We start from the raw sequence: 21884 nt of genomic DNA on the forward strand, positions 1-21884 counted from the left end.
CATCCACCCAGCCTGACCGCCAGTCGATCACCCACCCCGAACGCTGACCGGCGTGTCACCAAACCGGCCAACGTTCATGGACAGAGCACTAGGGACCTTGCGGCGGACGGGCCACCAGCGACCAGACGTAGCTCAACGGCTCGCCGTCGGGCTCGTCGCGGTCGGCGAATTCGGCGAGCAGATCCTTCAGCCGCTTGCTGAGCTCAGCTTGCGCGGCCGGGCCGAGACGCAGGACGCCGCGGGTGAGGTCCCGGCCGGAGTCCGGGCCGGCCGCCAGGAGTTCGTCGCGGTGGGCGGCGAGCACCGCGAGGTCCAGCCGCTGCGCGAGTTCGGGATCAGCCAGATCGGCGACGGCGAGGCCCCACTGGCGCCCGGTCGCCCGGTACGGCCGCTCCAACGCGCCCTTCGCGCCCGAACGCACCGGCTCGGCCGCCAGGAAGTCCGCTTTCAGCAAGGCCCGCACGTGACGCAGCGTCGTCGCCGGCGACAAGCCCAGGTGCGTGGCGAGTTGCTGGTTGGTCAGCGCCTCGTCCAGGCACAGCCGCAGGATGCGCCAGCGCACCGGGTGCGCCAGCGCCTTCAGGTCCGCCACCGTCGCCTCGCGTTCGACCTGCTCCCCTGCCGGCATGGCGGTGAGGGTAGCCCGCGAGGCGTTGACCGGCGCGCGCGGATGTGGTCGGATGCGATCGATTGCACTTTTTGAAATCACTGGAGGACGGCATGCTCGACAAGCTGGCGGACTGGGTGGACGCGCACCGCGACGAGGCGGTGGATCTGTGGGCGGACTGGATCCGGCAGCCGAGCGTGAGCAGCGACGGGACCGGCTTCCCGGCCGCGACCGAGCACGCCGCCGGCCTGCTCGAGAGCTGCGGTCTCACCCCGTCGATCGCCGACAACCCCGGTCGGCCCGTGGTGTTCGGCACCGCGGACGGGCCGCCCGGCGCGCCGCACGTGTTGATCTACGGGCACTACGACGTGCAGCCACCCGGCCCGCTGGAGGAGTGGGCGTCGCCGCCGTTCGAGCCGACGGTGCGCGACGGCCGGATGTTCGGGCGCGGCACCGGCGACAACAAGGGCCAGCACCTCGCCCAGCTCCTCGGGTTGCGTGCGCTGCGCGAGGTCACCGGGTCGCTGCCGTGCCGGGTCACCGTGCTGCTCGACGGCGAGGAGGAGATCGGCAGCCCGAACCTGCCCGCCGCGGTCCAGCAGCGCTTCGCCGGCGCGAAGCCCGATCTGGCGGTGTGGAGCGACGGGCCGGTGCACGAGTCCGGGCGCGCGACCGTCGTGCTCGGGGTGCGTGGTGTGCTCGCGTTCCAACTGCGCGCCACCGGGGCCAACGCGCCACTGCACTCGGGCAACTGGGGTGGCGTCGCCCCCAACCCGGCGTGGCGGCTGGTGCAGTTGCTGGCCTCGATGCGCGACGCCGAGGGCACGACCCTGATCGAGGGCGTCGACACCGCCGACCCGCTCACCGGCGCCGAACTCGAAGCCCTGCACGCGTTGCCGGTCGACGTCGCGGCGGCCCTGCACGGCATCGGCGTCGACGCGATGGAGCCGCCCGCCGCGCGGCCGTACTACGAGCGCCTCACCCGCCCGACCTTCACCATCAACTCGTTGACCTGCGAGGACGCCGGTGAGCACCGCACGGTCATCCCGAACGTCGCCGTGGCCAAGTGCGACATGCGCCTGGTGGGCGGGCAGCGGGTCGAGCAGGTGCGGGATGCAATCCAGCGGCATGTGCGGAAGCACGACCCGTCGATCGAGGTGACCTTCGGCGCGGCCATGGATCCGTCGCGGACCTTGCCCGAAACGCCGTACACCGCGGCGATCCTGCGCGGCTGGGCCGCGGGGCACGGCGAGGAGCCGCTGCTGATGCCCGCGCTGGGCGGCAGCCTGCCGATCGCCGGGTTCAGCGAGGTGCTCGACATCCCCTGCTACGGCGTCCCACTGGCCAATGTGGACGAACGCAACCACGCGCCCAACGAGAACATGGAGCTCGACCGCTTCCTGCGCGGCATCACCGGCTGCGCGGCCGTGCAGCTGGCCCTCGGCGGTGCGTTGTGAAGCCGGGCCGGATCGGCAGCTTCGACCTCAGCCCGGACGGGCGGCGCGTCGTCGTGGTCGGTGACGGGTCGGGCACGCCGCAGCCGTGGGTGTTCCCGCTCGACAATCCCGAAGCGGCCGTGCGTTTTCCGGTCGAGGGCGCGGCGCAGCGCTGCGTGTGGCGCCCGGACGGCAGCCGGTTCGCGGTGGTCGTCGACCCGGACGGGCGGGAGGACAACCAGCTCTACGAGATCGAGCCCGACACCGGCGCGGTGCACGAGGTTTGCGTCCGGCCGGGCGTGCGGCACGAACTCGGTGTCCCGTATGCCGCGGGCAGCAGCCCGTACAGCCCGGACGGGCGGTTGCTGGCCTACGCCACCAACGGCCGCGTCAGCGACGTGTTCGACGTGGTCGTGCGCGACCTCACCACCGGCACCGAGCGGACCGTCGTGCGGGCGGGCGAGGACGTCCCCGCCGACCGCTACCTGCCGGCGGTGTTCAGCCCGGATTCGCGGCAGCTGCTGGTCATCCGGCTGCACCAGAACACCGAATACCAGGTTTATGTATCCGATGTGGACACCGGAGCGGTTCGCCTGCTCGTCGGCGGGGACGGCCCCGGCAAGTACCAGCCGGTGGCGTGGCGGCCCGAGGGCATCTACCTCTGCGCCACCCGCGACGGCGACTTCACCGGCCTCGCCCTGCTCACCCCGGACGGCCGGATGGACTGGCTCGATGCCCCCGACCGGGACGTCGACTACGCGGCGGTCGCGGCCGACGGCAGCAGGCTCGCCTGGTTCGTCAACCACGACGGCTACAGCGCGATGCGCCACCGCGGGCCGGACGGCGAGACCCACGAGGTGACGAGCCTGCCGCCCGGCGTCGCGGCCGAGGAACTCGGGCTCTTCGGGTTCGCACCCCGCCTCGACGCGACCGGCCGCGAAGCCGTCGTGCTGCTGGGCCGGCCTGGGATGCCACCCCAGCTGTGGCGGGTGGGATTGCCCGAGGGCACGGCCACTCCCGTTGGGCGGCAACCGGAACCGGTGATCGCGCCCCCGGAGGTCGTCCGGTTCGGCGCCCCGGCGACCGTGTCCGGGCTGCTCTACCGGCCCGCCGGCGACGGACCGTTCCCGGCGGTGCTCGTCGTGCACGGTGGCCCGGAAGCGCAAGCACGGCCCAGCTCGGACTACATGGTCGACAAGTTCGTTGGCGCCGGCATGGCGGTGCTGGCTCCCAACATCCGCGGCTCCTCCGGGTTCGGGTTGCGGTTCCAGCGGCAGGTCTACCGCGACTGGGGTGGCGGCGACCTGGTGGACCTGCGAGCGGCGGCCGAGTTCCTGGGCACGGTGTCGTGGATCGACCCGGACCGGATCGGGGTCTATGGCGCGTCCTACGGCGGGTTCGCGTCGCTGAGCTGCGCGACCCGGCTGCCGGAATACTGGCGAGCCGTGGCCGCCGAGTGCGCGGTGGCCGACCTGGTCGCCGACGTGCGGACGTTCCCGCCGACCTGGCGACGCCGGGCCCGCGACTGGGTCGGCGACCCGGACGACGCGGCCGACCACGCCCGGCTCGCCGCGGCCAGCCCACTGTCCTATGTGGATGCCGTGCGCGCGCCGGTGCTGCTTGTCCACGGCACCAACGACACCCGCGCCGACATCGGCTCGGTGGACGCGTTCCACACCGAACTGCGCCGCCTCGGCAAGGAGGTCGACTACCACCGCATCGACGGTGCGGGGCACAACATGGCGGAGCAAGGCGTGGACAGCTCCACCGTGATCTGCGACTGGCTGGCCAAACGACTCGACGCGTGATCACTCGGTTGGTGCGGCTTGGTCCGTGGTCCGGGATTTCAGGGGCGGGTTCGGTTTGACACGGGGACCCCACGGCGGCCGGCAAGCGCGAAGGACCAGCGTACGGCCGCCGTGCCCCGTGTAAAACCGAACCCAGTGCGGCCATGCTTTGCTTGGTCTCGGGGCGGCGGTCGTTTGGAGCGGTTGGTCTTGCCGGCTTCGCCAGTCGATCACTGTCGGCCGAGATACCCCGCCGCTATGACTCCAAGCGCCCGAGCCACGCGGTCAACAGTCCCTCGAGCGCGCCGACCTGCTCCGAGGTCAACGCATCGAGCAGCCGCCGCTCGTTGGCCATGTGCTCGGTGAACGCCGCATCGATCAATTCCCGGCCCGCCCGGGTCAACGCCACCACCCGGCCCCGGCCATCCCCGGCGCTGCGCCGCCGCGTCACGAGGCCGCCCGCCTCCAGCCGGTCGATCCGCTTGGTCATCCCGCCGGTGGTGACCATGGTGAACGCCGCCAACTCCCCCGGCGCCCGCTCGTACGGGTGCCCGGCCCGGCGCAGCGCGGCCAGCACGTCGAACTCGCCCTCGCTGAGCCCGTACCGGCTGTACACCAGGCACAACTGCTCCGTCAGCAGCGTGCCGATCCGGTGCAACCGCCCGATCACGCCCTGCGGCGCCACATCGAGGTCCGGCCGCTCGCGGGCCCATTCGGCCTGGATGCGTGCCACGTGGTCCATGGCCCCACCATATACCTTCCCAGGAAGCTATAGTAGCTTCCATGGAAGCTGGTCTGCGGTGGACACTGATCACCGCGATCGCCCCGATCGCCTGGGGCACGAACTACTACGTCACCCGCGAGTTCCTGCCGGCCGGCCACGCCCTCTACGGCGGCGCCCTGCGCGCGGTGCCCGCCGGTCTGCTGCTGCTCGCCGTCCGCAGGCAGCTGCCGAAGCGCGACTGGTGGTGGAAGGCTCTGGTCCTGGGCGTGTTGAACGTCGGCGCGTTCTTCGCGCTGATCTACCTGGCCGCCCAGCTGCTGCCCACCAGCATCGCGTCCGTGGTGATGGCGCTGTCACCGGTCGCGCTCATGCTCATGGCGTGGGCGCTGGCTTCGGAACGGCCACGGCTGCTTCCGTTGGGTGGCGCCGTTCTCGGCATCGTCGGGGTCGGTCTGATGATGCTTTCCGGTCAGACCACGGTGAATCCTGCCGGGCTGTTGGCGTCGGTCGCCGCGCTGGCCCTGTCGTCCTTGGGCTACGTGCTCGCCAAACGGTGGGGCGGCGGCGTCGACCTGATCGCGTCGACCTCCTGGCAGCTGCTCGCCGGTGGCCTCGTTCTCCTGCCGGTGGCCGTCGCCGTCGAGGGTGCACCGCCCGCTCTGGACGCCAAGAACCTGCTCGGGTTCGGCTACGTGGTCGTGGTGGCCACCGCGCTGGCGTTCGTCGCCTGGTTCACTGGTCTGCGCCACCTCCCCGCGGGCACGGTCGGGCTCGTCGGGCTGCTCAACCCCGTGACCGGCGTGCTGCTGGGCGCCGGGCTGGCCGGCGAGTCGCTGACCTTGCGCCAGATAGGCGGCCTCGCGCTCGTCCTCGGCGGCCTGCTGCTCAGCCAGATCAGCGCATCTCGCGGCCTGCCTCCGTTGCGGCGTCGGGAAAAGCTTGCGCCGCCGGGGCGATGGCAAGGTCAGGACGCGGGACCGGCGGAAGCCGCCCCGCAAGCACCGTGATCCCGCGAATCAGCCGCTCTCGTCGGCCTCGGCGAGGTGCGCGATGCTCTCGGTGACCACCAGGTCGTGCACTTCGTGGCCGTGGTGGCTGGTGATGTGCTCCACCAGGGCACCCGAGTGCTCGGCCGTGGCCTCCACCTCGATCCGCCACTGCTCGCTGGCGTGCTGGCGCCCGTGCCAGCGGTGCACCCGCCGGATGGGGCCTTCGATGTGCGCGCAGCACGTGAACTCGGTTTCGGCGACCTCGGCCGCCAGCACGTCGGCCAACTGCCTGCTGTCCGTCGTGAAGGTCACGACGACGGGTTCGTAGTCCATGACTGTGATGCTAGTCACGTTCGGGTCGGTCAGCCGAGCTGGAACGGGTCCCGGGTGCCACCGGTCAGCTCGACGAACACCGACTTGTTCTCGGTGTACTCGTGCAGCGCGTCGATCCCGTTCTCGCGGCCCATCCCGCTGGCGCCGAACCCGCCGAACGGCATGTTCGGGGCGACCACGCGGTAGGCGTTGATCCACACCGTGCCGGCCCGCAGCCGGGCCGCGACCCGGTGGGCGCGGTGCACGTCCTTGGTCCAGACGGCACCGGCCAGGCCGTACGGGGTGTCGTTGGCCAGTTTCAGCGCCTCGTCCTCGTCGCGGAACGGGTACACGGCGAGCACCGGACCGAAGACCTCCTCTCGGACGATCGTGTTCGCCGGCGTCACGTTCGTGACGACCGTGGGCTTGACGAACAGGCCGCCATGCTGGGCGTCGGGTTCGCCGCCGCAGGCGAACGTCGCCCCTTCGGCGGCCGCGCCCCGCAGGTAGCCGAGCACCTTCTCGTACTGCGGCTGGTTGGCGACCGGTCCCATCTCGGTGGCCTCGTCGGTCGGGTCGCCGAGCCTGATCGCGTCGGCGCGGGCCACGACCTTCTCGACGAGCGCGTCGTGCACGTCCGCGTGCACGATCAGGCGCGAGCCGGCCATGCACGTCTGGCCGGTCGCGGCGAAGACGCCCGCCACGAGGCCGTTGGCGGCGGCGTCGAGGTCGGCGTCCGGGAAGACCACCTGCGGGCTCTTGCCCCCGAGTTCGAGCGACACGCGGGTCAAGTTGGCGACGGCGGCCTGCGCGACCTTCGCCCCCGTCGCCGAGGAGCCCGTGAAGGCCACCTTGTCGATGCCGGGGTGCTTGGCCAGGGCCTCGCCGGTCGTGCGTTCCCAGCCCGTGACGACGTTGAAGACCCCGGCCGGGAGCCCGGCTTCGTGCAGCACCTCGGCGAAGGCGACCGTGGACGCGGGCGCGTGCTCCGACGGCTTCGCGACCAGCGTGCACCCCGCGGCCAGCGCGGGCGCGAGCTTCCAGGTCAGCAACAACAGCGGCGAGTTCCACGGCGTGATCGCGCCGACGACACCGACCGGCTCGCGGGTCGTGTAGCCGAAGTAGCTCGGGTTGACCGGCGGGACCGTGCGCCCCTCGATTTTGTCGGCCAGGCCGGAGAAGTAGTGGAACCACTGCGGCAGCACGGTGAGCTGTCCGAGCATCTCCCGCAGCAGCTTGCCGGAGTCGTTGACCTCGAGCCGGGCCAGCCGTTCGGCGTTCGCGGTGATCGCCTCGGCGCACCTGCGCATGATCGCCGCCCGCTCGAAACCGGTGCGCGCTCCCCAGTCCCCGTCGAAGGCCGAGCGTGCCGACGCGACCGCGTCGTCGACGTCCTCCGGTCCGCCGTCGGCCAGCGTCGCCCACGCCTGACCGGTGTACGGGTTCTGCGACTCGAAGGTGCGGCCCGAGCGGGCGTCCACGGACTTGCCGTGGATGAACAGCTTGAACGCTTCCATCGCCCTCTCCTTCGACCGCGAGGTGGCTTCGACTCTAGGCACTGTCAAGCTCGCGAGGTGTCGCAAAATGCGACGTCCTGGGCGAGCACCAGCGTTTCCTGGAAGTCGCGGAAGCCGAGGCGGTGGTTGATGCCCGCCATGTGCGCGTTGGCCGACGCCGTCGAGGTGTACACCTGCTGGTGGCCGGGGTGTTCGGCACGCAGCCAGCGCAGCATGCTCGTTTTCAGGCAGTATCCGAGCCCGTGGCCGCGGTGCTCGGCGAGGACGGCGGTGTCGCCCTGGAAGGCCACGTCCTGGTGGTGCGCGGGCAGGTTCAGCTCCGTGAAGCCCGCGACGACGCCGGATTCCTCGTGCACCGCGGCGACGATCCGCTGCTCGATGTTGGTCCGACGGCGATCTTCCTCGTCCGCGCGGACCCGACGCGCGTTCCAGTCGGGGAACCGGAACGCCGACTGCCCGAACGGCGAATCGGCGATCGCCTGGCGTGCCGAGGCGTAGGAGTCCACGAGGTCGTCCGGCGCGGACCGGCTCCAGGACCGCAGGCGATATCCCTTGGCGGGCGGCACATCCGGAACCGGGCCGAGGCCGTCGAGCGACAAGACTTGGAAGAGCGTCGAGCACACCACCCGGAAGCCGAGCGCGCTGCCGAACCGCTCCCCCGGGCTGCCCTTGCGCACGTTCCAGGCCTCCACCACCGTCCGGCCCTCGTCCCGCAAGGCCGGGGAGATCCTGTGGAACACCGCCGTCCCGACGCCGTGGCGGCGAACGTCCGGGTGGACGAGCAGCTTGACCAAGCTGAGGGCGCTGTTCTCCGCGGGTGGGAGGAACAGGCTGGCGAGCGCCACGATCCGCCCGTCGCGGCGCGCGAACCACCGGCGTGCCGGGGCCAGGTTCGGCTGCGGGGTGCGCAGGCCGCCGATCACCGCCTCGAAGGTCACCGGCGGCAGGTCGGGGAGATCCACCGCGTGCGCCGCCGAGGCCACGTCGAAAATCTCGCGGAGATCCTTCTCGGCTGCCGTGAATGGGTCGAACTCCACGATCTCCATGTCAGCCCGACGCCAGTTTCGGCTCCGCGGTGTCGAGCAGGCGGCGATCCGGCGGTTCCCCGGACACGGCGAGCAAGCCTCGGACGAACTTCACCAGCAACGGCCAGTTCCTCGGGTTCTTCTTGTCCACGCCACCGATGAGCTGCTTGAGCAACGACAGCGAATCGAAGTAGACCCGTTCGCACACCAGGGTTTCGTCCGCGTCGAAGATGAAGAACGCCGTCATGCGCACGCGGAACGACGAGCCGGTCGGCGGCAGCTTGCCCAGCGGGCCGCGGTGCGTGCCCAGCAGCCAGAACTCGACGACGACCGCGTCCCCGCTGTGCCGCAACGAGATCAGCTCGTGGTGCTGGTCGGGGAACGCGACCCTGGTGTCGCGGTAGTAGCCGCGCACGTCCGTCCCGCCGTCGTGCACGGTCATGGTCGGGATCAGCTCGTAGTGCGGGTGCGGGAACGTGGACAAGGTGGCGTCCCAGTCCTGGGCGACCTCGTCACGGAAGTGGTCGAGGACCACTTTCTGGCGTGCCGCGAGGATCGCACGATCCGGGATGTCGAACTCGGTCATCCAACCAACTTAGTGGTCGGCTCCGGCACGGGCAGGCACTCGGAAAGCAGGTCGACGACATCGCGCCAGGCTCGCTGCGCGTGCTGTGGGTGGTAGCCGACGCCGGGGACGGTGGGGTGGTCGACCGGCGGGTGGTGGAAGGCGTGCAAGGCGCCGCCGTAGACCACGAGGCGCCAGTCGACGCCCGCGGCCTGCATCTCCGCGGTGAACGCGTCTCGTTGCGCGGGCGGCATGATCGGGTCTTCCGACCCGACCCCGGCCCACACCGGGCAGCGGATGCGCGCCGCCTCGCCTGGCCGGCCCGTGGTCACCGCGTTCACCGTCCCGATCGCGCGCAGGTCGACACCGTCGCGCCCGAGTTCCAGCCCGATGGCGCCCCCGGTGCCGTAACCGATGGCGGCGATGCGGTCGGGGTCGGTCCGCGGTTCGGCGCGCAACGCGTCCAGCGCCGCATGGCCGATGCCCCGCATCCGGTCGGGATCAGCGAGCAGCGGCAGGCAACGGGCCAGCATCTCCTCCGGGTCGCCCAAATAGCGCCCGCCGTGGAGGTCGAAGGCCAGCGCCACGTATCCCAAGTCGGCCAGGGCATCGGCGCGGCGGCGCTCGACGTCGCTGAGCCCCATGCCCTCTGGTCCGACCAACACCGCGGGCCGGCGGTCGACACCGGCCGGGAGCGCGAGGTGCCCGATCATCGTCAGACCGTCGGCCGGATACTCGACTGTGCGCGTCGTAATCGTCCTCATGAGACTCGACCGTAGTGACCATCGAGCACGGTCGGGCCCGGGTTCACCGCCGGCAGAACAGCCGAAATGCGGCACTGGCCTACAAGATCCGTCACTGCTGACCACTCAGCGACGTCGGCCCGGCCAGCCCCAGGCGATGTCGTCGATGGCGAGGAACGGCTCGTCGACCACGGTCGCCGGTGTCAGGCCGGTGAACGCCTTGACGTCGCGGTGCAGGTGGGACTGGTCGGTGTAGCCGCCGTCGGCCGCGACCGCGGCGGCGTCCTGGCCCGCGACCAGGCGGTGCACCGCGTGGTCGAAGCGGACCAGCTTCGCGGCCCGCTTGGGCGCCATGCCCAGCTGGCCTTGGAAGCGCGCCCACAGCCGCTTGCGGCTCCACCCGAGTGCGCCGGCCAGGTGCTCGATCCGCGCGGTTCCACGACTGGCGGCGATCTGCCGCCAGGTCCAAGCGACCTCCGGGTCCACCCGTCGCGCGGCCGCCCACCGCCGCGCAAGCCACGCGTCGGCCAGCGCGAAGCGGTCGGCCCAGGACGGCTGTGCACCCAGCTGTTCGCTCAACCGCGCCGATTCCCGGCCCCACAGGGCATCCAGCCCGACGACGGCGTTCAGGTCGGTGTCCGGGCCGAGGACCGCCGAAGCGACCACAGGGGACAGACGGATTTGCAGGCATTCCATGGCGTCCACCTTCACCGCCCGGAGCACCTCACCGAACCCCGGCCCGACGGCGAAGCTGCCCTCGTGCCGTCGCCCGGCCGCGTCCTCGGCGGCGATCACCCCGTCGAACACCAGGAGCAGGGTCACGGCGGGGTGCGGGATCAGGCGCAGACCCGGCGGAGTCACACCCCGGTCGCGGAACCCGGCCATGGTGACCCCCGGCACGGTGAACGGTGCCCGCGGGCACGCGATGTCCCACAACGCCGTTTCCACGCCACCAGCCTACGGACATTTGTCCAAGCCCCGCGGGCCCGCCGAGCGCGACAGTGCCCCCATGACCACCATCTCCCTCGACGACGGCGCCCTCCACCTCGACCACGACGGCCCCCGCGACGCACCTGTCCTCCTGCTCATCCACGGCACCGCCGCTTCGGGCCGGTCGTGGGAGCCATTGCTCCCACTGCTCACCGAGTCCCGCCGCGTGGTACGGATCGACCTGCTCGGCTGCGGTCGTTCGGCCAAGCCGACGGGCGCCAGCTACGCGGTCGAGGACCAGGCTCGCCGGGTGGCCGCGGTGTTGGATCGGTTGGGCATCGAGCACGCCGTCGTCGTCGGCCACTCCAGCGGCGGGCTGGTCGCCACCGCCCTCACCGAGCAACGACCGGACCTCGTGACCGCGGTCGCGCTCATCAACACCGGCCCGCACATGGCGTCCTACTACGCGAAGGAGGTCCAGCTGCGGGTGGCGTCGTGGGCCGACCTCACCGACGACGAGATCCGCGAGGCGATGCGCGACGGCTTCCGCCCCGGCTTCGCGATCCCGAAGGACTACGTCGACCAGTTCCGCGACATCGACTTCACCGTCTTCGGCGCCACTTCGCAGGCCCTGCGCGCATACCTGGACGAGCAGCCGCTCCCGGCCCGCCTGGCGCTGCAAGGCAAGCCGTTGCTGGTGCTCTTCGGTGCCGAAGACCAGCGCTGGCGCCCATCCTCGGCGGCGGACTACAAGGTCGTCCCGGGGGTGGTCGTGGAGATGCTGCCCGGCCTCGGCCACTCCCCCAACCTCGAAGACCCGCCGCGCACCGCCGAATTCCTGCTCGCCTTCGCCACGAAACACGCCCGGCAGGCGGGCTGAATCGAATCCTGGATCAGTCGGCGGCCTGGTCGGCTGTCCGGTCGGCGCCGGGCGGGATCACCCGGCGCGCCGCCAGACAGGCCGCCGATGCGACAAGGCAAGTACCAGCTAGCGTCGCGAGCAGCAGTACGCCGTTGCCGCCGCCGAGCAGCCAGCCGGCCACGGCGGGGCCGACGATCTGACCGACCTGGGACGACAGGTTGAACACGGCGTTGTAGCGGCCGCGAAGATCGGCGTCCGCCAGGTCGTTGATCAGGGCAGGCAGGGTCGGAGCGAGCGCGGCCTCCCCGAGGGCGAACACCGCCATCGCGAACACCAGCAGGACACCACCGGTCGCGGGCACCATCAGCAGCCAGGCCGTCGCGAACAGCAGACCGGCGACCGCGGCCAGGCTGGTCCGCCGGTATCCCTTGCTGCGCCTGATGACGAGCAGTTGGCTCAGCGCGAGCACGGCCGTGTTGACAGCGAACGCGACCCCCACCACCGCCGTGGACACCCCGGCCGGTCCGGTGGCCCACGCCGGGAATGCGACCGTGGTCTGGCTCAACGCCACCGCCCAGAACAAGGTGTTCAGCAGGAACGCCGCCAGCAACGCACGATCAGCGAGAACCACGCGGTAGCCGATGTCGTGACGACCGGTCGCACGACGATGAGCCGGCACGCGCCGTTCCAGTGCCAGCAGAGCCACCGCGAACACCAAGAACGACGCACCGTCCACAAGGAACACCGTCGTGTAGGCGGTGGTCGAACCGAACGAGATCACGAACCCGGCCGCCACCGCACCGACACCGGTGCCGAGGTTGTACGTGGTGTAGCCCAAGCCGAACGCGGCACCACGCTGCTCCACCGGCACCACCACGGCGAGCAGGGTGGACAACCCGTTGGTCGTGATCCCACCCGACGCCCCCAGCAGCAGGCAGGCGACCAGCGCCATCCCGGGTGTGGCGGCGAGCACGAACCAGGCCGTGCCCACTCCCCCGAGAACCTGTCCGGCGGCGAACGCCCGGACCGGGCCAATGCGATCGATGAGGACGCCCGCCAGCGGCATCGCCACCACGCCGGCGAAGCCGATCGAGCTCAGCAGCAACCCGGCGGTGCCCAGCCCGATTCCCCGCGCCTCGTGCAGGTAGACGATCAGGAACGGCTTGGTGAGGCCACTACCGAAGCACGACAACAGGTTCAGGGCGAGCAACAGCCACGTCGTGCGACCGATGGGTGGCACAAGACCGGCCACGCCCGCGCGAGTGCGTGACATGCAAGCTTCCCGTCGTCCCGTGGAACTGGGTCGATCATCAACCCTAAGACGGCAGGACGTGGTCAGCCGATCGAGCCGTCCAAGGCATCGAGTAGCCACGTGTGGGCGATCCCGGGTGCCACGGGTTTCGCGGTGAGTTCGCCCGCGAGGTGCCAGTAGCGGCGCATGCGTGGGTGCCGGTCGAAGGCGGTGCGCTTGTTCAGCGCACGACGGAACTGCGGGCTGTCGTGCGCGGCGAGCGCGGTGGCGTGGGCCGCGACGAAGCGGTCCAGGGCCGGGCCGGGCGTCGGTCGGGTGCCGGCGGCGATCAGCGGCGCGGCCAGCTCGCAGGCCTCGGCCACCGCCGTGTGCAGGGACCCGAGGTCGGCGATCCGGTCGTGGTTGACCAACGTGCTCTCCCGCAGCCGCGCGGTGAACGTCGCGTCGGTGGCCAGCAGCACCAGCTCGGCGTAGGCGACGACCTGCGCCGGGGTCGGCAGCTCCGGCGGTGGCGGCGCGCTGATGTCGAGGAACATCCGCGCCGTGTCCGACGGGATTGGCGCGGCGGTCATGGGCTGCCAGAGGTCGACGAGCACGTCGTGCGCGGCGAACCCGTCCTGCACTGCCGCCAGCACCTCCAGCCGATCGGGCGACCGCTCGACGGCATGCAGCAGCGAACGCCGCCACGCCAGCGTGGCGACTTCGCGGTCGAGGGCGGCGCGCTGGGCGGCGACCGCGTCGTCGAGGGAACGCGCGCCGTCGAGCACGTCGGCGATCAAGGGCAGTCCCAGGCCGAGCCCACGCAACCGCCGGAGAAGGGTCAGCCGGTCGACCTCGGCCGGGTCGAACCGCCGGTGGCCGCCGACGCTGCGCGCGGGTTCGAGCAGGCCCTCGTCGCAGTAGAAGCGGATCGTGCGCACCGGCACCCCGGTGCGGCGCGCGAGGTCGCCGATCCCCAGTGTGTCCCCGGTCACCATCGGTAGAACCTCCAGCCGAGTGGAGTTCCTACGGTACGGCCATGGACGTCGAACGCCTCGCCGAGGGACTGCACGAGCACACCGACGGAGTGGCCAAGGCCGTCGCCGGCGCCGATCCGGGCGCGGCGGTGCCCACCTGCCCCGAATGGTCGCTGAAAGTCCTCATCGGACACATCGGCCAAGCCCAGCGCTGGGCCGCGAGCACCATCCGCTCCGGCCCGAGCCCGGTGCCCGACCCGTTCGACGCGGATCCGGGCGACCCCGGCGACTGGTCCGGCTGGCTGCACGCGGGGGCAACCGACCTCATCGAGGCGGTGTCGGCCGCCGAAGGTCCGGTGTGGACATTCTTCGGTCCGGGTCCGGCCACCTTCTGGCTGCGCCGGATGCTCCACGACGCGACGATCCACCACGCCGACGCGGCCCTCGCCACCGGCACCGATTTCGCCGTGGCACCAGACCTGGCCACCGACGCGATCACCGAATGGCTGGAGATCCTGTCGAATCCGATCACCCCGACGCTCAAGCCGGGCCTGATCGCGTTGCGTGGCACCGGCCAAACCCTCCAAGTCCGCCCGGATGCCGGACCCGGCTGGCTGATCACCCGCTCGCCCGATGGCATCCACTGGGCTCGCGCCACCGAACCCGCCGACGCGACCCTGGCCGGGCCCGTGGCCGACCTGCTGCTGGTGCTGACCCGGCGCCAGTCCCCTGACACCCTCACCCTCACCCTCACCGGCGACCGCGACCTGGTCGACCACTGGCTCGCCAACACCGCGGCGTAACCGGCTCAAGCAGCTCCGACCATCACCGTTTGCGCAGGTCACCGGCCCGAGCGGCGGCCAGTGCGGTAGCCGCCGCCCGGCGTGCCAGGTCGTCGTCGAGGGGCTCGTGGGTCACCAGCATCCGGTAGTAGAACGGCGCACCGAGCATCCGGATCACCTCGACCGGGTCGGTGTCCGCCGGCAGGTCGCCGCGCTCGATCGCGCGGCGCACCGACTCGGCCGCGCGGTCGTTGCGGTGGTGCCAGAACTCGCGCAGGCCGTCGGCCACGCGTTCGTTCTGCACCGACTCGGCGATCAGCGCAAGCACCATCGGCCCGGCGTTGGTCTCGGTGTAGACGTGGGCGATGCCGCGCGCGAGCGAGAGCAGGTCCTCCTCCACGGATCCGGTGTCCACCAACGGGATCTCGCCCGTGCTGAGCTCGGTCATCAACTCCAGCAACAGCCCCGCGGTGTCCCGCCAGCGCCGGTAGACGGTGCTCTTCGCAACCCCCGCCACCTCGGCCACGCGTTCGACGCTCAACTCCCGGTACCCCTGCTCCAGCAGCAGCGTCCGGGTCGCATCGGTGACGGCCTGCCGCACCCGTTCGGTGCGCCCGCGTGGACGCACGGTACCAGGCAAAGCGGACGTTTCAGGCGACAAACGAAACTCCTATTGCATTAGTGACGACCGAGGGTCTAGCGTCAGTCATGTTAACGCTCCGATCGTTTCATTTACTTGCGCGTTGAGCAACCACTGGGGAGAACCATGACCGACCTCGGCCTGCGACGGCTGACGGGACTGGCCGGACTGGCGGCCGCCGTCTTCACGTTGATCGAGATCCCGCTCTACTTCGTCTACTCCGCAGCGCCACCGGACCTGAACGTGCTGACCCGCAGCCTGTTCGGCCTGGTCGGGCTGACCTGCCTCGCCGTCTACGTGGTCGGCCTGCGCAAGCTGCTCGGCGGCTTCGACAGCGACCTGCCCGCGCAGCTCGCCGGCGCCGCCGGGCTGATCTGGGTGGTGCTGGAATTCGTCTCCACCAGCCTGGAGACCGGCGCCGTCATCGCCGCGCCCGGCCCGATCGACCCGACCATCGCGGTCAGCGGCACCTACATCCTCTACGGCACGACGACCCGGCTCGTGGAGGCGTTGTTCCTGATCGCGTTCGGCGTCGCGGTGTCGCGCTCGGCCGCGCTCGAGCGGTGGACCAGCCGCAGCGCCTACGTGCTGGCCGCGATCAACCTGGCCTTCGTCCCGTCGATCTACTTCGGCAACGACCCGGCCAACTTCTACGCGGCCAATGGCTGGGGCACAACGGCTTCCATGGGTGGGCTGTTCATGATCTGGCTGCTGGCCACCAATATCTCGATCCTGCGGGGCGCCCGTGCCCGCCGGATCGCCGAACCCCGGCTGCGCGAGCCCGCGCTGGTCGGCTGAGCCGTCGGCCGCGCCCGGGCCTGGGGGTCCGGGCGCGGCCACTCACCATGTCTCGTCCACAAAGGACAAGAGCAGCCCGGCGGTCGGCGACGGCGCCTCCTCGGGCAGGAAGTGACCGCACGGCAACGCCGTCCCCCGCACGTTCTCGCTGTAGCCCGACCAGACCTCCAGCGGCGCGTAGTTGCGGCCCACGAACGACTTCTCACCCCACAACACCAGCGTCGGGCACCGGAGCTTCGCCCCCGCGGCCATGCCGGCGTCGTCGTCGGCGAGGTCGGTCGTGGTCGCGGCCCGGTAGTCCGCCGTCGTCGCGGCGATCGCCGCCGGGCTGGACATGCAGCGGATGTAGTCCGCCATGACCTCCGGCTCGATGGTCGTGCCCGGGGCGAGCAGCCGCTCGATCATCGCCCGCACCCAGAAGTCCATGTTGCCCGCCAGCAATCGCTCCGGGATGTCGCCCGCGGCGAGGAAGAACCAGTGGAAGTAGCCCAGGGACATGGCCCGGGTGACGTGGTTGAGCAGGTGCCGCGTCGGCACGATGTCCAGCAGGGCCACCGCCGCCACCGCGTCGGCGTGGTCCAGCGCGAGCCGGTGGGCGACCCGTGCGCCCCGGTCGTGCCCGATCACGGTGAACCGGTCGAAGCCCAGTTCGTGCATCACGCCGAACTGGTCGCGCGCCATGGCCCGCTTCGAGTAGCGCACGTCGCCGGGATCCGGTGCCGGCTTGTCGCTGTCGCCGTAGCCGCGCAAGTCCGTGAGGACGACCGTGTGGTGCGCGGCGAGCACGGGCGCGACGTGCCGCCAGATCAGGTGGGTCTGCGGGTACCCGTGCAACAGCAGCAGCGGCGGGCCCGTCCCCGCCACGGCCGCGTTGATGCCGACGCCGTCCACTTCGACCCGCTGGTACCGAAACGGCGCACCCAGCATGCGGATCTCCTCACAGCTAGTCCGGTCGGGCCATCATGCCTGACTAGCCTGGGCGCATGACGAGCATCGCCGAGGACCTGGCGCCCACCGGCGTTCTGCGCGCCGCCATCAACCTGGGCAACCCGGTCCTGGCGCAGGGCAGCCCGGACGCGCCCGCCGGGGTGACCGTGGATCTGGCCCGCGAACTCGGATCGCGGCTGGGTCTGTCGGTCGAGCTCGTCTGCTTCGACGCGGCACGCAAGGCCTACGAGGCGATGGCGGGCGGCGCCGCCGATCTGTGCTTCCTGGCCATCGAGCCGGCCCGCGAGCAAGCCGTCGCGTTCACCGCGCCGTACGTGCTGATCGAGGGCGTGTACGTGGTGCCCGCCGACTCCGCGCTGACCGAGAACGCCGCCGTGGACGCCGACGGCGTGCGGATCGGGGTGAACCGCGGCTCGGCGTACGACCTGTTCCTGACCCGGACGCTGCGGCACGCCGAGCTGGTCCGCGGCGAGAGCGGCGTGGACGAGTTCCGGCGGCAGGGCCTGGACGCGGCGGCGGGCGTGCGCCAGCCGATGGCCGAGTTCGTGGCCGCCACGCCGGGGTACCGCATGCTCGACGGGCGGTTCATGGAGATCCGGCAGGCGGTCGGCACGACCAGGACCCGCGCGCCCGAGACGGTCGGCTTCCTGCGCGAAGCCGTCGAGGAGCTCAAGGCGTCCGGGTTCGTCGCCCAGGCGCTCGAGCGGTCCGGCCAGGGCGCGGCGGCGGTCGCGCCGCTCAGCCGCACGTGAACCCCGTCGGCATCCGGTAGCTCGCGGCCCGGCTGCGGCCGAGGTTCCAGTCCAGGGCGCCGTCGTCGAGGCGCAGGTGCCGCGCCTGAAGGGCAAGCGTGCAGTCGCGGACCGAGGCGGGCAGCGCGGCCAGTGCAGGGGTGGCGTCGGCGGACAGGCTCGCGAGGTAGGCCGTGTCGATCTTGCCGGTCTCGGCGTAGCGGGCCACGTCCCGCTCGGCGACGAACCGCTCCGGGTCCAGCGCGGCGATCGCCAGCAACCCGGCCACGGCCGACGCGATCACCGTGTACGGCAACCACTTCGCCCGGCCGCGGCCCAGCCCGGCGATGAGCACCAACACGTACACCACGCCGATCCACAGCTCGCAGACCTCGACGAGCAGGCGCAGCACGGTGAACCCGTACGCCTCTTGGTAGGCCCACATTCGGGACAGCGCGGACGCGACGATCACCAGCGTCAGCACGGCGAGCGGCCCGAGCAGCAACCGGCGGCGCACGCGGTCGAGCACACTGTCCACAGCGGACAGCCGAGCCGCGATCCCGAGCACCACCAGGGTCAGCGCGGTCGCGATGGCCAGCCACCAGAAGCCGGACCGCGCGTACTGCGCCGCGGTCAGCCCACTGGTGCGCAACACGTAGTCGCGACCACCGAAAAGCACTGCGACCTGCACGGCGACGTATCCGCCGTAGAGCAACGTCAGCGCACCCACCGGCAGCGCCCACTCCAGCGCCCGCACGGTCTTGCGTTCATCCCGTTCCCGCACCTGCGGCCGGGCCGCGGCCGTGTAGCAACCACCCACGACCAGCAGCACGGCGGCCACGAAGATCAGGACACCCGACTGGATCCCAGCGACGCTGAAGCGGGGCATGACGGCCGCGATCGCCACCGAGAAGGCGGCGTCGCCGCCGGCCAGCAGCGCGCCGAACACCAGCAGCACCGCGAAACTGGCGACCACGGCCACGAAGGTTCGCTCCGCCGTGGCACTGCGCCGCCGTGACGCCCACAGCCACGGCAGCCCGAGCAGCGCCCCGACCGGCACGGCGACCATGCCCGCGAGGGTGGCCCGCAACGACCGACCACCCGCGACCGCGAGCGAGCCCGTCGCCACGGCCGTGGCGAGGCACAGCACGGAAAGCCAGGGCGCCGCGCGCAGCACGGGCACCGTCAGCAGCGCGAAAGTGACTATCCCCCACCGGATCCGGGACACCGCGCCGGGCCTGGCGGTCGGCCGGTGCCGGGTCACCACCCGGATCGCGCCCGCGACCACCAGCCCGGCGACCAGCCAGCCGAGGCCCGGGCGGTCCGTCGGCACCGTGCACGCGGCGAGCAAGCCGGCAAGAAGCGTGACGGGCAACGAGATGTGCGGCGCCGTCCAGGCCGGCTCAGCCCAGCTGACCAGCGGGGGCCGAGGCCGGCGGTCGAGCACGGCAGGCGCCATGGGTGAGTAGGTCATTGAGACTCTCTCCTGAGGGCAGGCGTCATCGGGTGCACCGGAGGGGGCGTACTGGGTGGGAAGGGTGATCAGGTGGTGGGCAGGGTGACGCGGATGCGGCAGCCACCGGTGCCGGCGCGCGGGTCCACGACGGCGATGGTGCCGCCGTGCAGTTCGACGGCCCAGCGCGCGATCGCGAGGCCGAGTCCGGTGCCGCCGCCCTCGACCCGCTCGCCGCGTGTGAACCGCTGGAAGACGAGGCGACGCTGATCCGGCGCGATGCCCGCGCCCTCGTCGGTCACCTCGATGGTCAGCCGGTCGCCGTGGACGGCCGCGCTGACCCGCACCTCACCGCCGGGCGGGCCGTGCCGCACGGCGTTGTCCAGCAGGTTGGCCACGACCTGGTGCAGCCGCCCGCGATCGGCGACGACGTGCAGGTTCGCGGGCACGTCCGTGGCGAAGCGCGCGGCCGACCCCGCGGCGACCGCGCGCATCTCCGCCTCGGCGACGGCGTCGTCGAGCATCGGTGCCAAGGCGAACCGGCGCTTGGACAGCGGCGCCACCCCGGCGTCCACTCTGGACAGATCGAGCAGTTCGCCGACCAGTCCACCGAGTCGTTGTGCCTGGGCCAGCGCGGTGCGCAGCGTGGCGTCGTCGGGCTGGGTCACGCCGTCGACCACGTTCTCCAGCACCGCTCGCAACGCCGTGATCGGCGTGCGCAGCTCGTGCGACACGTTGGCGATCAACTCCCGCCGTTGCCGGTCGGCCGCGTCGAGGTCGGCGGCCATCTGGTTGAACGCCGTGGCGAGCTCCCCCACCTCGTCGCGGGCCGTGGCCCGCACCCGGCGGGTGTAGTCGCCGTGGGCCATCGCCCGCGCGGCCGCGGTCATCTCGCGCAGCGGCCGGGTCATGCCGTGGGCCAGCAACTGCGAGGCGACCAATCCGAGACCGACCGCGACCGTCGCCGTCTGCGGGGGCAGCCAGCCGATGCGCCACCAGAAGAACAGCACCGCGACCGCGCAACCGGCGACCACGACGAGGCCGAGCTTGACCTTGATCGAGCGGATCGGGTCCAGCGGGCGCGGGATGGCGTCGAGCAACGCGCGCGTGCTCACCTGGGCACCTCCAGCGCGTAGCCGACGCCGTGCACGGTCCGGATCAGGTCCGCGCCGAGCTTGCGCCGCAACGCTTTCACGTGGCTGTCGACGGTCCGGGTGCTCGCGCCGTCCGGCCAGCCCCACACCTCGGCGAGCAGCCGGTCGCGGCCCAGCACCGTGCGCGGCCGCTTGGCCAGGTGCAGCAACAACTCGAACTCGGTCCGGGTCAGGTGCGCCTCGGTCCCCGAGCGGCGGACCCGGTGTTCGGCCTCGTCGATCTCGAGTTCGCCGAGCACCAGCGCGTTGCGAGCACCGGCGCGCTCCACCCGGCGCAACAACACGTGCACCCGCGCGGCCAGCTCACGGATCGAGAACGGCTTGGTCAGGTAGTCGTCGGCGCCGACCGCGAGGCCGGTCAGCACGTCGGCCTCGTCGTCGCGGGCGGTGAGCATCAGGACCGGAATGGGCTGCACCGCGTGGATGCGCCGGCACACCTCCAGGCCGTCGAAGCCCGGCAGCATCACGTCGAGCACCACCACGTCGGGCGGATCGGCCAGCGCCGCGGCGACCCCGCCCGGCCCGTCGTGGGCCAGCTCGACGTCGAAACCCTCGGCCCGCAGCCGGGCCGCCACCGACTCGGCGATGGTCAGCTCGTCCTCGACCACCAGCACCCGCCGTCTCGTCATACCGACGACTCTAAAGATCGGACGTGCAGAACCGCGGCGGCCGTTGTGAACGTTCTGTGCAGAACGGCCGGGCTTGCGTTCGAGCGCGCTCGAACGCCTAGCTTCGCCGCCATGAACGAACTGACCTGGATCATCACCGGCGCGACCCGCGGTTTCGGCCGCTCGATGGCCGAGGACGCCCTGTCCCGCGGCGATTCGGTCGTCGCCGCCGTCCGCCGCCCGGAGGCCATGGCCGACCTCACCGGCAAGTACCCGGACCAGCTGGAAGTCGTGCGGTTCGACGCGACCTCGGTCGACGGCGTGGCCGCGGTCGTCTCAGCCGCGACCGACCGGTTCGGCCGGATCGACGTGCTGGTCAACAACGCCGGACGCGGCTACGTCGGGGCCGCCGAAGAGGTCACCGAGGCCGAACTGCGCGAGTCGATGGAGCTGCACCTGTTCGTGCCCGTGGCGCTCACCCAGGCCGTGTTGCCGATCATGCGCCGCCAGGGCGGCGGGACCATCGTGCAGATGAGCAGCCAGGGCGGGCGGCGCTCGTTCCCCGGGGTCGGCGCGTACACGTGCGCGAAGTTCGCGCTGGAAGGCTGGTCGGAGGCGCTGGCCGGGGAGGTCGCGCCGTTCGGGGTGCGGGTCATGATCGTGGAGCCGTCGCGGTTCCGCACGGCGTTCAACGAGGCCGGCGTGCTCGCGTTCGCCGAGGTCAGCGAGGTCTACCGGGACGTCCTCGCCGAGGTGCGGGCCAGGATGGCCACGGCCGACGGAGTGCAGGAAGGGGACCCGGACGCGGCGGCCACCGTGATCGCCGACCTCGTCCACTCCGATGCCGTCCCGCTGCGGCTGCCGCTCGGCGCCGAGGCGGTCGAGCAGATCGGCACCAGCTACCGCACCAACCTCGCACTGCTGGAGCAGTGGGCCGAAGTCGCGCGCGGCACGGACTTCGCGCCCACGACCTGAGAGACATCCCAGGAGCTGAAATGTCAAGCCGCAACGTTCTCGGCGTGATGCGACCAGGCGGTCGCCTCGTCGTAGAGGGTGCCGGTTGTG

23 protein-coding genes are annotated in these 21884 nt (G+C 71.6%); 8 read left to right on the forward strand and 15 right to left on the reverse strand.

Features of this window, described 5'->3' with window-relative positions; genetic code table 11:
- Positions 1-88 precede the first annotated feature (88 nt).
- Positions 89-628, reverse strand: coding sequence for an ArsR/SmtB family transcription factor (locus tag EV186_RS38465; RefSeq protein ID WP_133854498.1), 540 nt, complete (start codon positions 626-628; stop codon positions 89-91).
- A gap of 92 nt (positions 629-720) precedes the next feature.
- On the opposite strand from EV186_RS38465, the gene EV186_RS38470 reads away from it, so the two are divergent.
- Both EV186_RS38470 and EV186_RS38475 read left to right on the forward strand, forming a co-directional pair.
- Entirely contained in the window at positions 721-2064 is a 1344-nt protein-coding gene (locus tag EV186_RS38470; protein ID WP_133854499.1) for a M20/M25/M40 family metallo-hydrolase, read from the forward strand.
- A complete protein-coding gene (locus tag EV186_RS38475) occupies positions 2061-3851 on the forward strand; it encodes an alpha/beta hydrolase family protein (RefSeq protein WP_133854500.1) in 1791 nt (596 codons plus the stop codon). The genes EV186_RS38470 and EV186_RS38475 overlap by 4 nt, the downstream gene beginning before the upstream one ends.
- Positions 3852-4086: 235 nt before the next feature.
- On the opposite strand, the gene EV186_RS38480 is transcribed toward EV186_RS38475, so the two are convergent.
- The gene (locus tag EV186_RS38480; protein WP_133854501.1) at positions 4087-4572 is read right to left on the reverse strand and encodes a MarR family winged helix-turn-helix transcriptional regulator; all 486 of its coding nucleotides are present in this window, start codon (positions 4570-4572) and stop codon (positions 4087-4089) included.
- Between the two features lie 41 nt (positions 4573-4613).
- Between EV186_RS38480 and EV186_RS38485 the strand changes: the two genes are divergently transcribed.
- Complete coding sequence (locus EV186_RS38485) at positions 4614-5561, forward strand: EamA family transporter (protein WP_133854502.1); 948 nt, start codon at positions 4614-4616, stop codon at positions 5559-5561.
- Between the two features lie 9 nt (positions 5562-5570).
- Here the strand turns inward: EV186_RS38485 and cutA are convergent, their stop codons facing one another.
- The 6 genes from cutA to EV186_RS38515 form a co-directional block, all read right to left on the reverse strand.
- Entirely contained in the window at positions 5571-5876 is a 306-nt protein-coding gene (gene cutA / locus EV186_RS38490; protein ID WP_133854503.1) for a divalent cation tolerance protein CutA, read from the reverse strand.
- Positions 5877-5905: 29 nt separating this feature from the next.
- Positions 5906-7372, reverse strand: coding sequence for an aldehyde dehydrogenase (locus EV186_RS38495; RefSeq protein ID WP_133854504.1), 1467 nt, complete (start codon positions 7370-7372; stop codon positions 5906-5908).
- A gap of 44 nt (positions 7373-7416) precedes the next feature.
- Positions 7417-8409 carry a GNAT family N-acetyltransferase gene (locus EV186_RS38500; protein ID WP_166659536.1) on the reverse strand — a complete coding sequence of 331 codons (993 nt, stop codon included), beginning with the start codon at positions 8407-8409 and terminating at the stop codon, positions 7417-7419.
- A 10-nt stretch (positions 8410-8419) separates the two neighbouring features.
- Positions 8420-8983, reverse strand: coding sequence for an ester cyclase (locus tag EV186_RS38505; protein WP_133854506.1), 564 nt, complete (start codon positions 8981-8983; stop codon positions 8420-8422).
- A complete protein-coding gene (locus tag EV186_RS38510; RefSeq protein ID WP_133854507.1) occupies positions 8980-9726 on the reverse strand; it encodes a dienelactone hydrolase family protein in 747 nt (248 codons plus the stop codon). Before EV186_RS38510 ends, EV186_RS38505 begins: the two co-directional genes overlap by 4 nt.
- 105 nt (positions 9727-9831) lie before the next feature.
- Positions 9832-10653, reverse strand: coding sequence for an AraC family transcriptional regulator (locus EV186_RS38515; protein WP_243754548.1), 822 nt, complete (start codon positions 10651-10653; stop codon positions 9832-9834).
- Positions 10654-10714: 61 nt separating this feature from the next.
- Between EV186_RS38515 and EV186_RS38520 the strand changes: the two genes are divergently transcribed.
- Positions 10715-11515, forward strand: coding sequence for an alpha/beta fold hydrolase (locus EV186_RS38520; RefSeq protein ID WP_133854508.1), 801 nt, complete (start codon positions 10715-10717; stop codon positions 11513-11515).
- 13 nt (positions 11516-11528) lie between these two features.
- On the opposite strand, the gene EV186_RS38525 is transcribed toward EV186_RS38520, so the two are convergent.
- Together EV186_RS38525 and EV186_RS38530 are read right to left on the reverse strand one after the other, a co-directional pair.
- Positions 11529-12770 (reverse strand): MFS transporter, encoded by a 1242-nt coding sequence (locus tag EV186_RS38525; RefSeq protein ID WP_133854509.1) that lies wholly within the window; start codon positions 12768-12770, stop codon positions 11529-11531.
- A gap of 62 nt (positions 12771-12832) precedes the next feature.
- Positions 12833-13726, reverse strand: a complete 894-nt coding sequence (locus EV186_RS38530) for a MerR family transcriptional regulator (protein WP_243754549.1) — start codon at positions 13724-13726, stop codon at positions 12833-12835.
- Between the two features lie 41 nt (positions 13727-13767).
- Here EV186_RS38530 and EV186_RS38535 point away from each other — a divergent pair, with 41 nt between their 5' ends.
- Entirely contained in the window at positions 13768-14508 is a 741-nt protein-coding gene (locus EV186_RS38535; protein WP_133854510.1) for a maleylpyruvate isomerase family mycothiol-dependent enzyme, read from the forward strand.
- A 22-nt stretch (positions 14509-14530) separates the two neighbouring features.
- Here EV186_RS38535 and EV186_RS38540 read toward each other — a convergent pair whose 3' ends face one another.
- Positions 14531-15115, reverse strand: a complete 585-nt coding sequence (locus tag EV186_RS38540) for a TetR/AcrR family transcriptional regulator (RefSeq protein ID WP_166659537.1) — start codon at positions 15113-15115, stop codon at positions 14531-14533.
- Positions 15116-15253: 138 nt separating this feature from the next.
- Here EV186_RS38540 and EV186_RS38545 point away from each other — a divergent pair, with 138 nt between their 5' ends.
- Positions 15254-15925 carry a hypothetical protein gene (locus tag EV186_RS38545; RefSeq protein WP_133854512.1) on the forward strand — a complete coding sequence of 224 codons (672 nt, stop codon included), beginning with the start codon at positions 15254-15256 and terminating at the stop codon, positions 15923-15925.
- 42 nt (positions 15926-15967) lie between these two features.
- On the opposite strand, the gene EV186_RS38550 is transcribed toward EV186_RS38545, so the two are convergent.
- Complete coding sequence (locus EV186_RS38550; RefSeq protein WP_133854513.1) at positions 15968-16852, reverse strand: alpha/beta fold hydrolase; 885 nt, start codon at positions 16850-16852, stop codon at positions 15968-15970.
- 56 nt (positions 16853-16908) lie between these two features.
- Between EV186_RS38550 and EV186_RS38555 the strand changes: the two genes are divergently transcribed.
- On the forward strand, positions 16909-17625 hold the full coding sequence (locus EV186_RS38555) for a transporter substrate-binding domain-containing protein (RefSeq protein ID WP_133854514.1): 717 nt from the start codon (positions 16909-16911) through the stop codon (positions 17623-17625).
- Here the strand turns inward: EV186_RS38555 and EV186_RS38560 are convergent.
- From EV186_RS38560 to EV186_RS38570, 3 genes are all read right to left on the reverse strand, one after another.
- Entirely contained in the window at positions 17612-19078 is a 1467-nt protein-coding gene (locus tag EV186_RS38560) for a DUF4153 domain-containing protein (protein ID WP_133854515.1), read from the reverse strand. The genes EV186_RS38555 and EV186_RS38560 overlap by 14 nt on opposite strands.
- A 68-nt stretch (positions 19079-19146) precedes the next feature.
- Entirely contained in the window at positions 19147-20172 is a 1026-nt protein-coding gene (locus EV186_RS38565; RefSeq protein WP_133854516.1) for a HAMP domain-containing sensor histidine kinase, read from the reverse strand.
- Positions 20169-20825, reverse strand: a complete 657-nt coding sequence (locus EV186_RS38570) for a response regulator transcription factor (protein ID WP_481808317.1) — start codon at positions 20823-20825, stop codon at positions 20169-20171. The genes EV186_RS38565 and EV186_RS38570 overlap by 4 nt, the downstream gene beginning before the upstream one ends.
- Before the next feature lie 126 nt (positions 20826-20951).
- Here EV186_RS38570 and EV186_RS40655 point away from each other — a divergent pair, with 126 nt between their 5' ends.
- Complete coding sequence (locus tag EV186_RS40655; protein WP_133854518.1) at positions 20952-21794, forward strand: SDR family oxidoreductase; 843 nt, start codon at positions 20952-20954, stop codon at positions 21792-21794.
- Positions 21795-21884: the final 90 nt, after the last annotated feature.

The sequence above is a fragment of the Labedaea rhizosphaerae genome (genome assembly GCF_004362825.1).
GTDB lineage: Bacteria > Actinomycetota > Actinomycetes > Mycobacteriales > Pseudonocardiaceae > Labedaea > Labedaea rhizosphaerae.

What these genes read in the sequence shown, in the direction of transcription:
- EV186_RS38520 (WP_133854508.1), top strand. Translation starts at nt 10,715, where the DNA reads ATGACCACCATCTCCCTCGACGACGGCGCCCTCCACCTCGACCACGAC.
- EV186_RS38505 (WP_133854506.1), bottom strand. Translation starts at nt 8,983, where the DNA reads ATGACCGAGTTCGACATCCCGGATCGTGCGATCCTCGCGGCACGCCAG.
- EV186_RS38550 (WP_133854513.1), bottom strand. Translation starts at nt 16,852, where the DNA reads ATGCTGGGTGCGCCGTTTCGGTACCAGCGGGTCGAAGTGGACGGCGTC.
- EV186_RS38480 (WP_133854501.1), bottom strand. Translation starts at nt 4,572, where the DNA reads ATGGACCACGTGGCACGCATCCAGGCCGAATGGGCCCGCGAGCGGCCG.
- EV186_RS38465 (WP_133854498.1), bottom strand. Translation starts at nt 628, where the DNA reads ATGCCGGCAGGGGAGCAGGTCGAACGCGAGGCGACGGTGGCGGACCTG.
- EV186_RS38555 (WP_133854514.1), top strand. Translation starts at nt 16,909, where the DNA reads ATGACGAGCATCGCCGAGGACCTGGCGCCCACCGGCGTTCTGCGCGCC.
- EV186_RS38495 (WP_133854504.1), bottom strand. Translation starts at nt 7,372, where the DNA reads ATGGAAGCGTTCAAGCTGTTCATCCACGGCAAGTCCGTGGACGCCCGC.
- EV186_RS38485 (WP_133854502.1), top strand. Translation starts at nt 4,614, where the DNA reads ATGGAAGCTGGTCTGCGGTGGACACTGATCACCGCGATCGCCCCGATC.
- cutA (WP_133854503.1), bottom strand. Translation starts at nt 5,876, where the DNA reads ATGGACTACGAACCCGTCGTCGTGACCTTCACGACGGACAGCAGGCAG.
- EV186_RS38470 (WP_133854499.1), top strand. Translation starts at nt 721, where the DNA reads ATGCTCGACAAGCTGGCGGACTGGGTGGACGCGCACCGCGACGAGGCG.
- EV186_RS38525 (WP_133854509.1), bottom strand. Translation starts at nt 12,770, where the DNA reads ATGTCACGCACTCGCGCGGGCGTGGCCGGTCTTGTGCCACCCATCGGT.
- EV186_RS38560 (WP_133854515.1), bottom strand. Translation starts at nt 19,078, where the DNA reads ATGACCTACTCACCCATGGCGCCTGCCGTGCTCGACCGCCGGCCTCGG.
- EV186_RS38510 (WP_133854507.1), bottom strand. Translation starts at nt 9,726, where the DNA reads ATGAGGACGATTACGACGCGCACAGTCGAGTATCCGGCCGACGGTCTG.
- EV186_RS40655 (WP_133854518.1), top strand. Translation starts at nt 20,952, where the DNA reads ATGAACGAACTGACCTGGATCATCACCGGCGCGACCCGCGGTTTCGGC.
- EV186_RS38530 (WP_243754549.1), bottom strand. Translation starts at nt 13,726, where the DNA reads ATGGTGACCGGGGACACACTGGGGATCGGCGACCTCGCGCGCCGCACC.
- EV186_RS38545 (WP_133854512.1), top strand. Translation starts at nt 15,254, where the DNA reads ATGACCGACCTCGGCCTGCGACGGCTGACGGGACTGGCCGGACTGGCG.
- EV186_RS38535 (WP_133854510.1), top strand. Translation starts at nt 13,768, where the DNA reads ATGGACGTCGAACGCCTCGCCGAGGGACTGCACGAGCACACCGACGGA.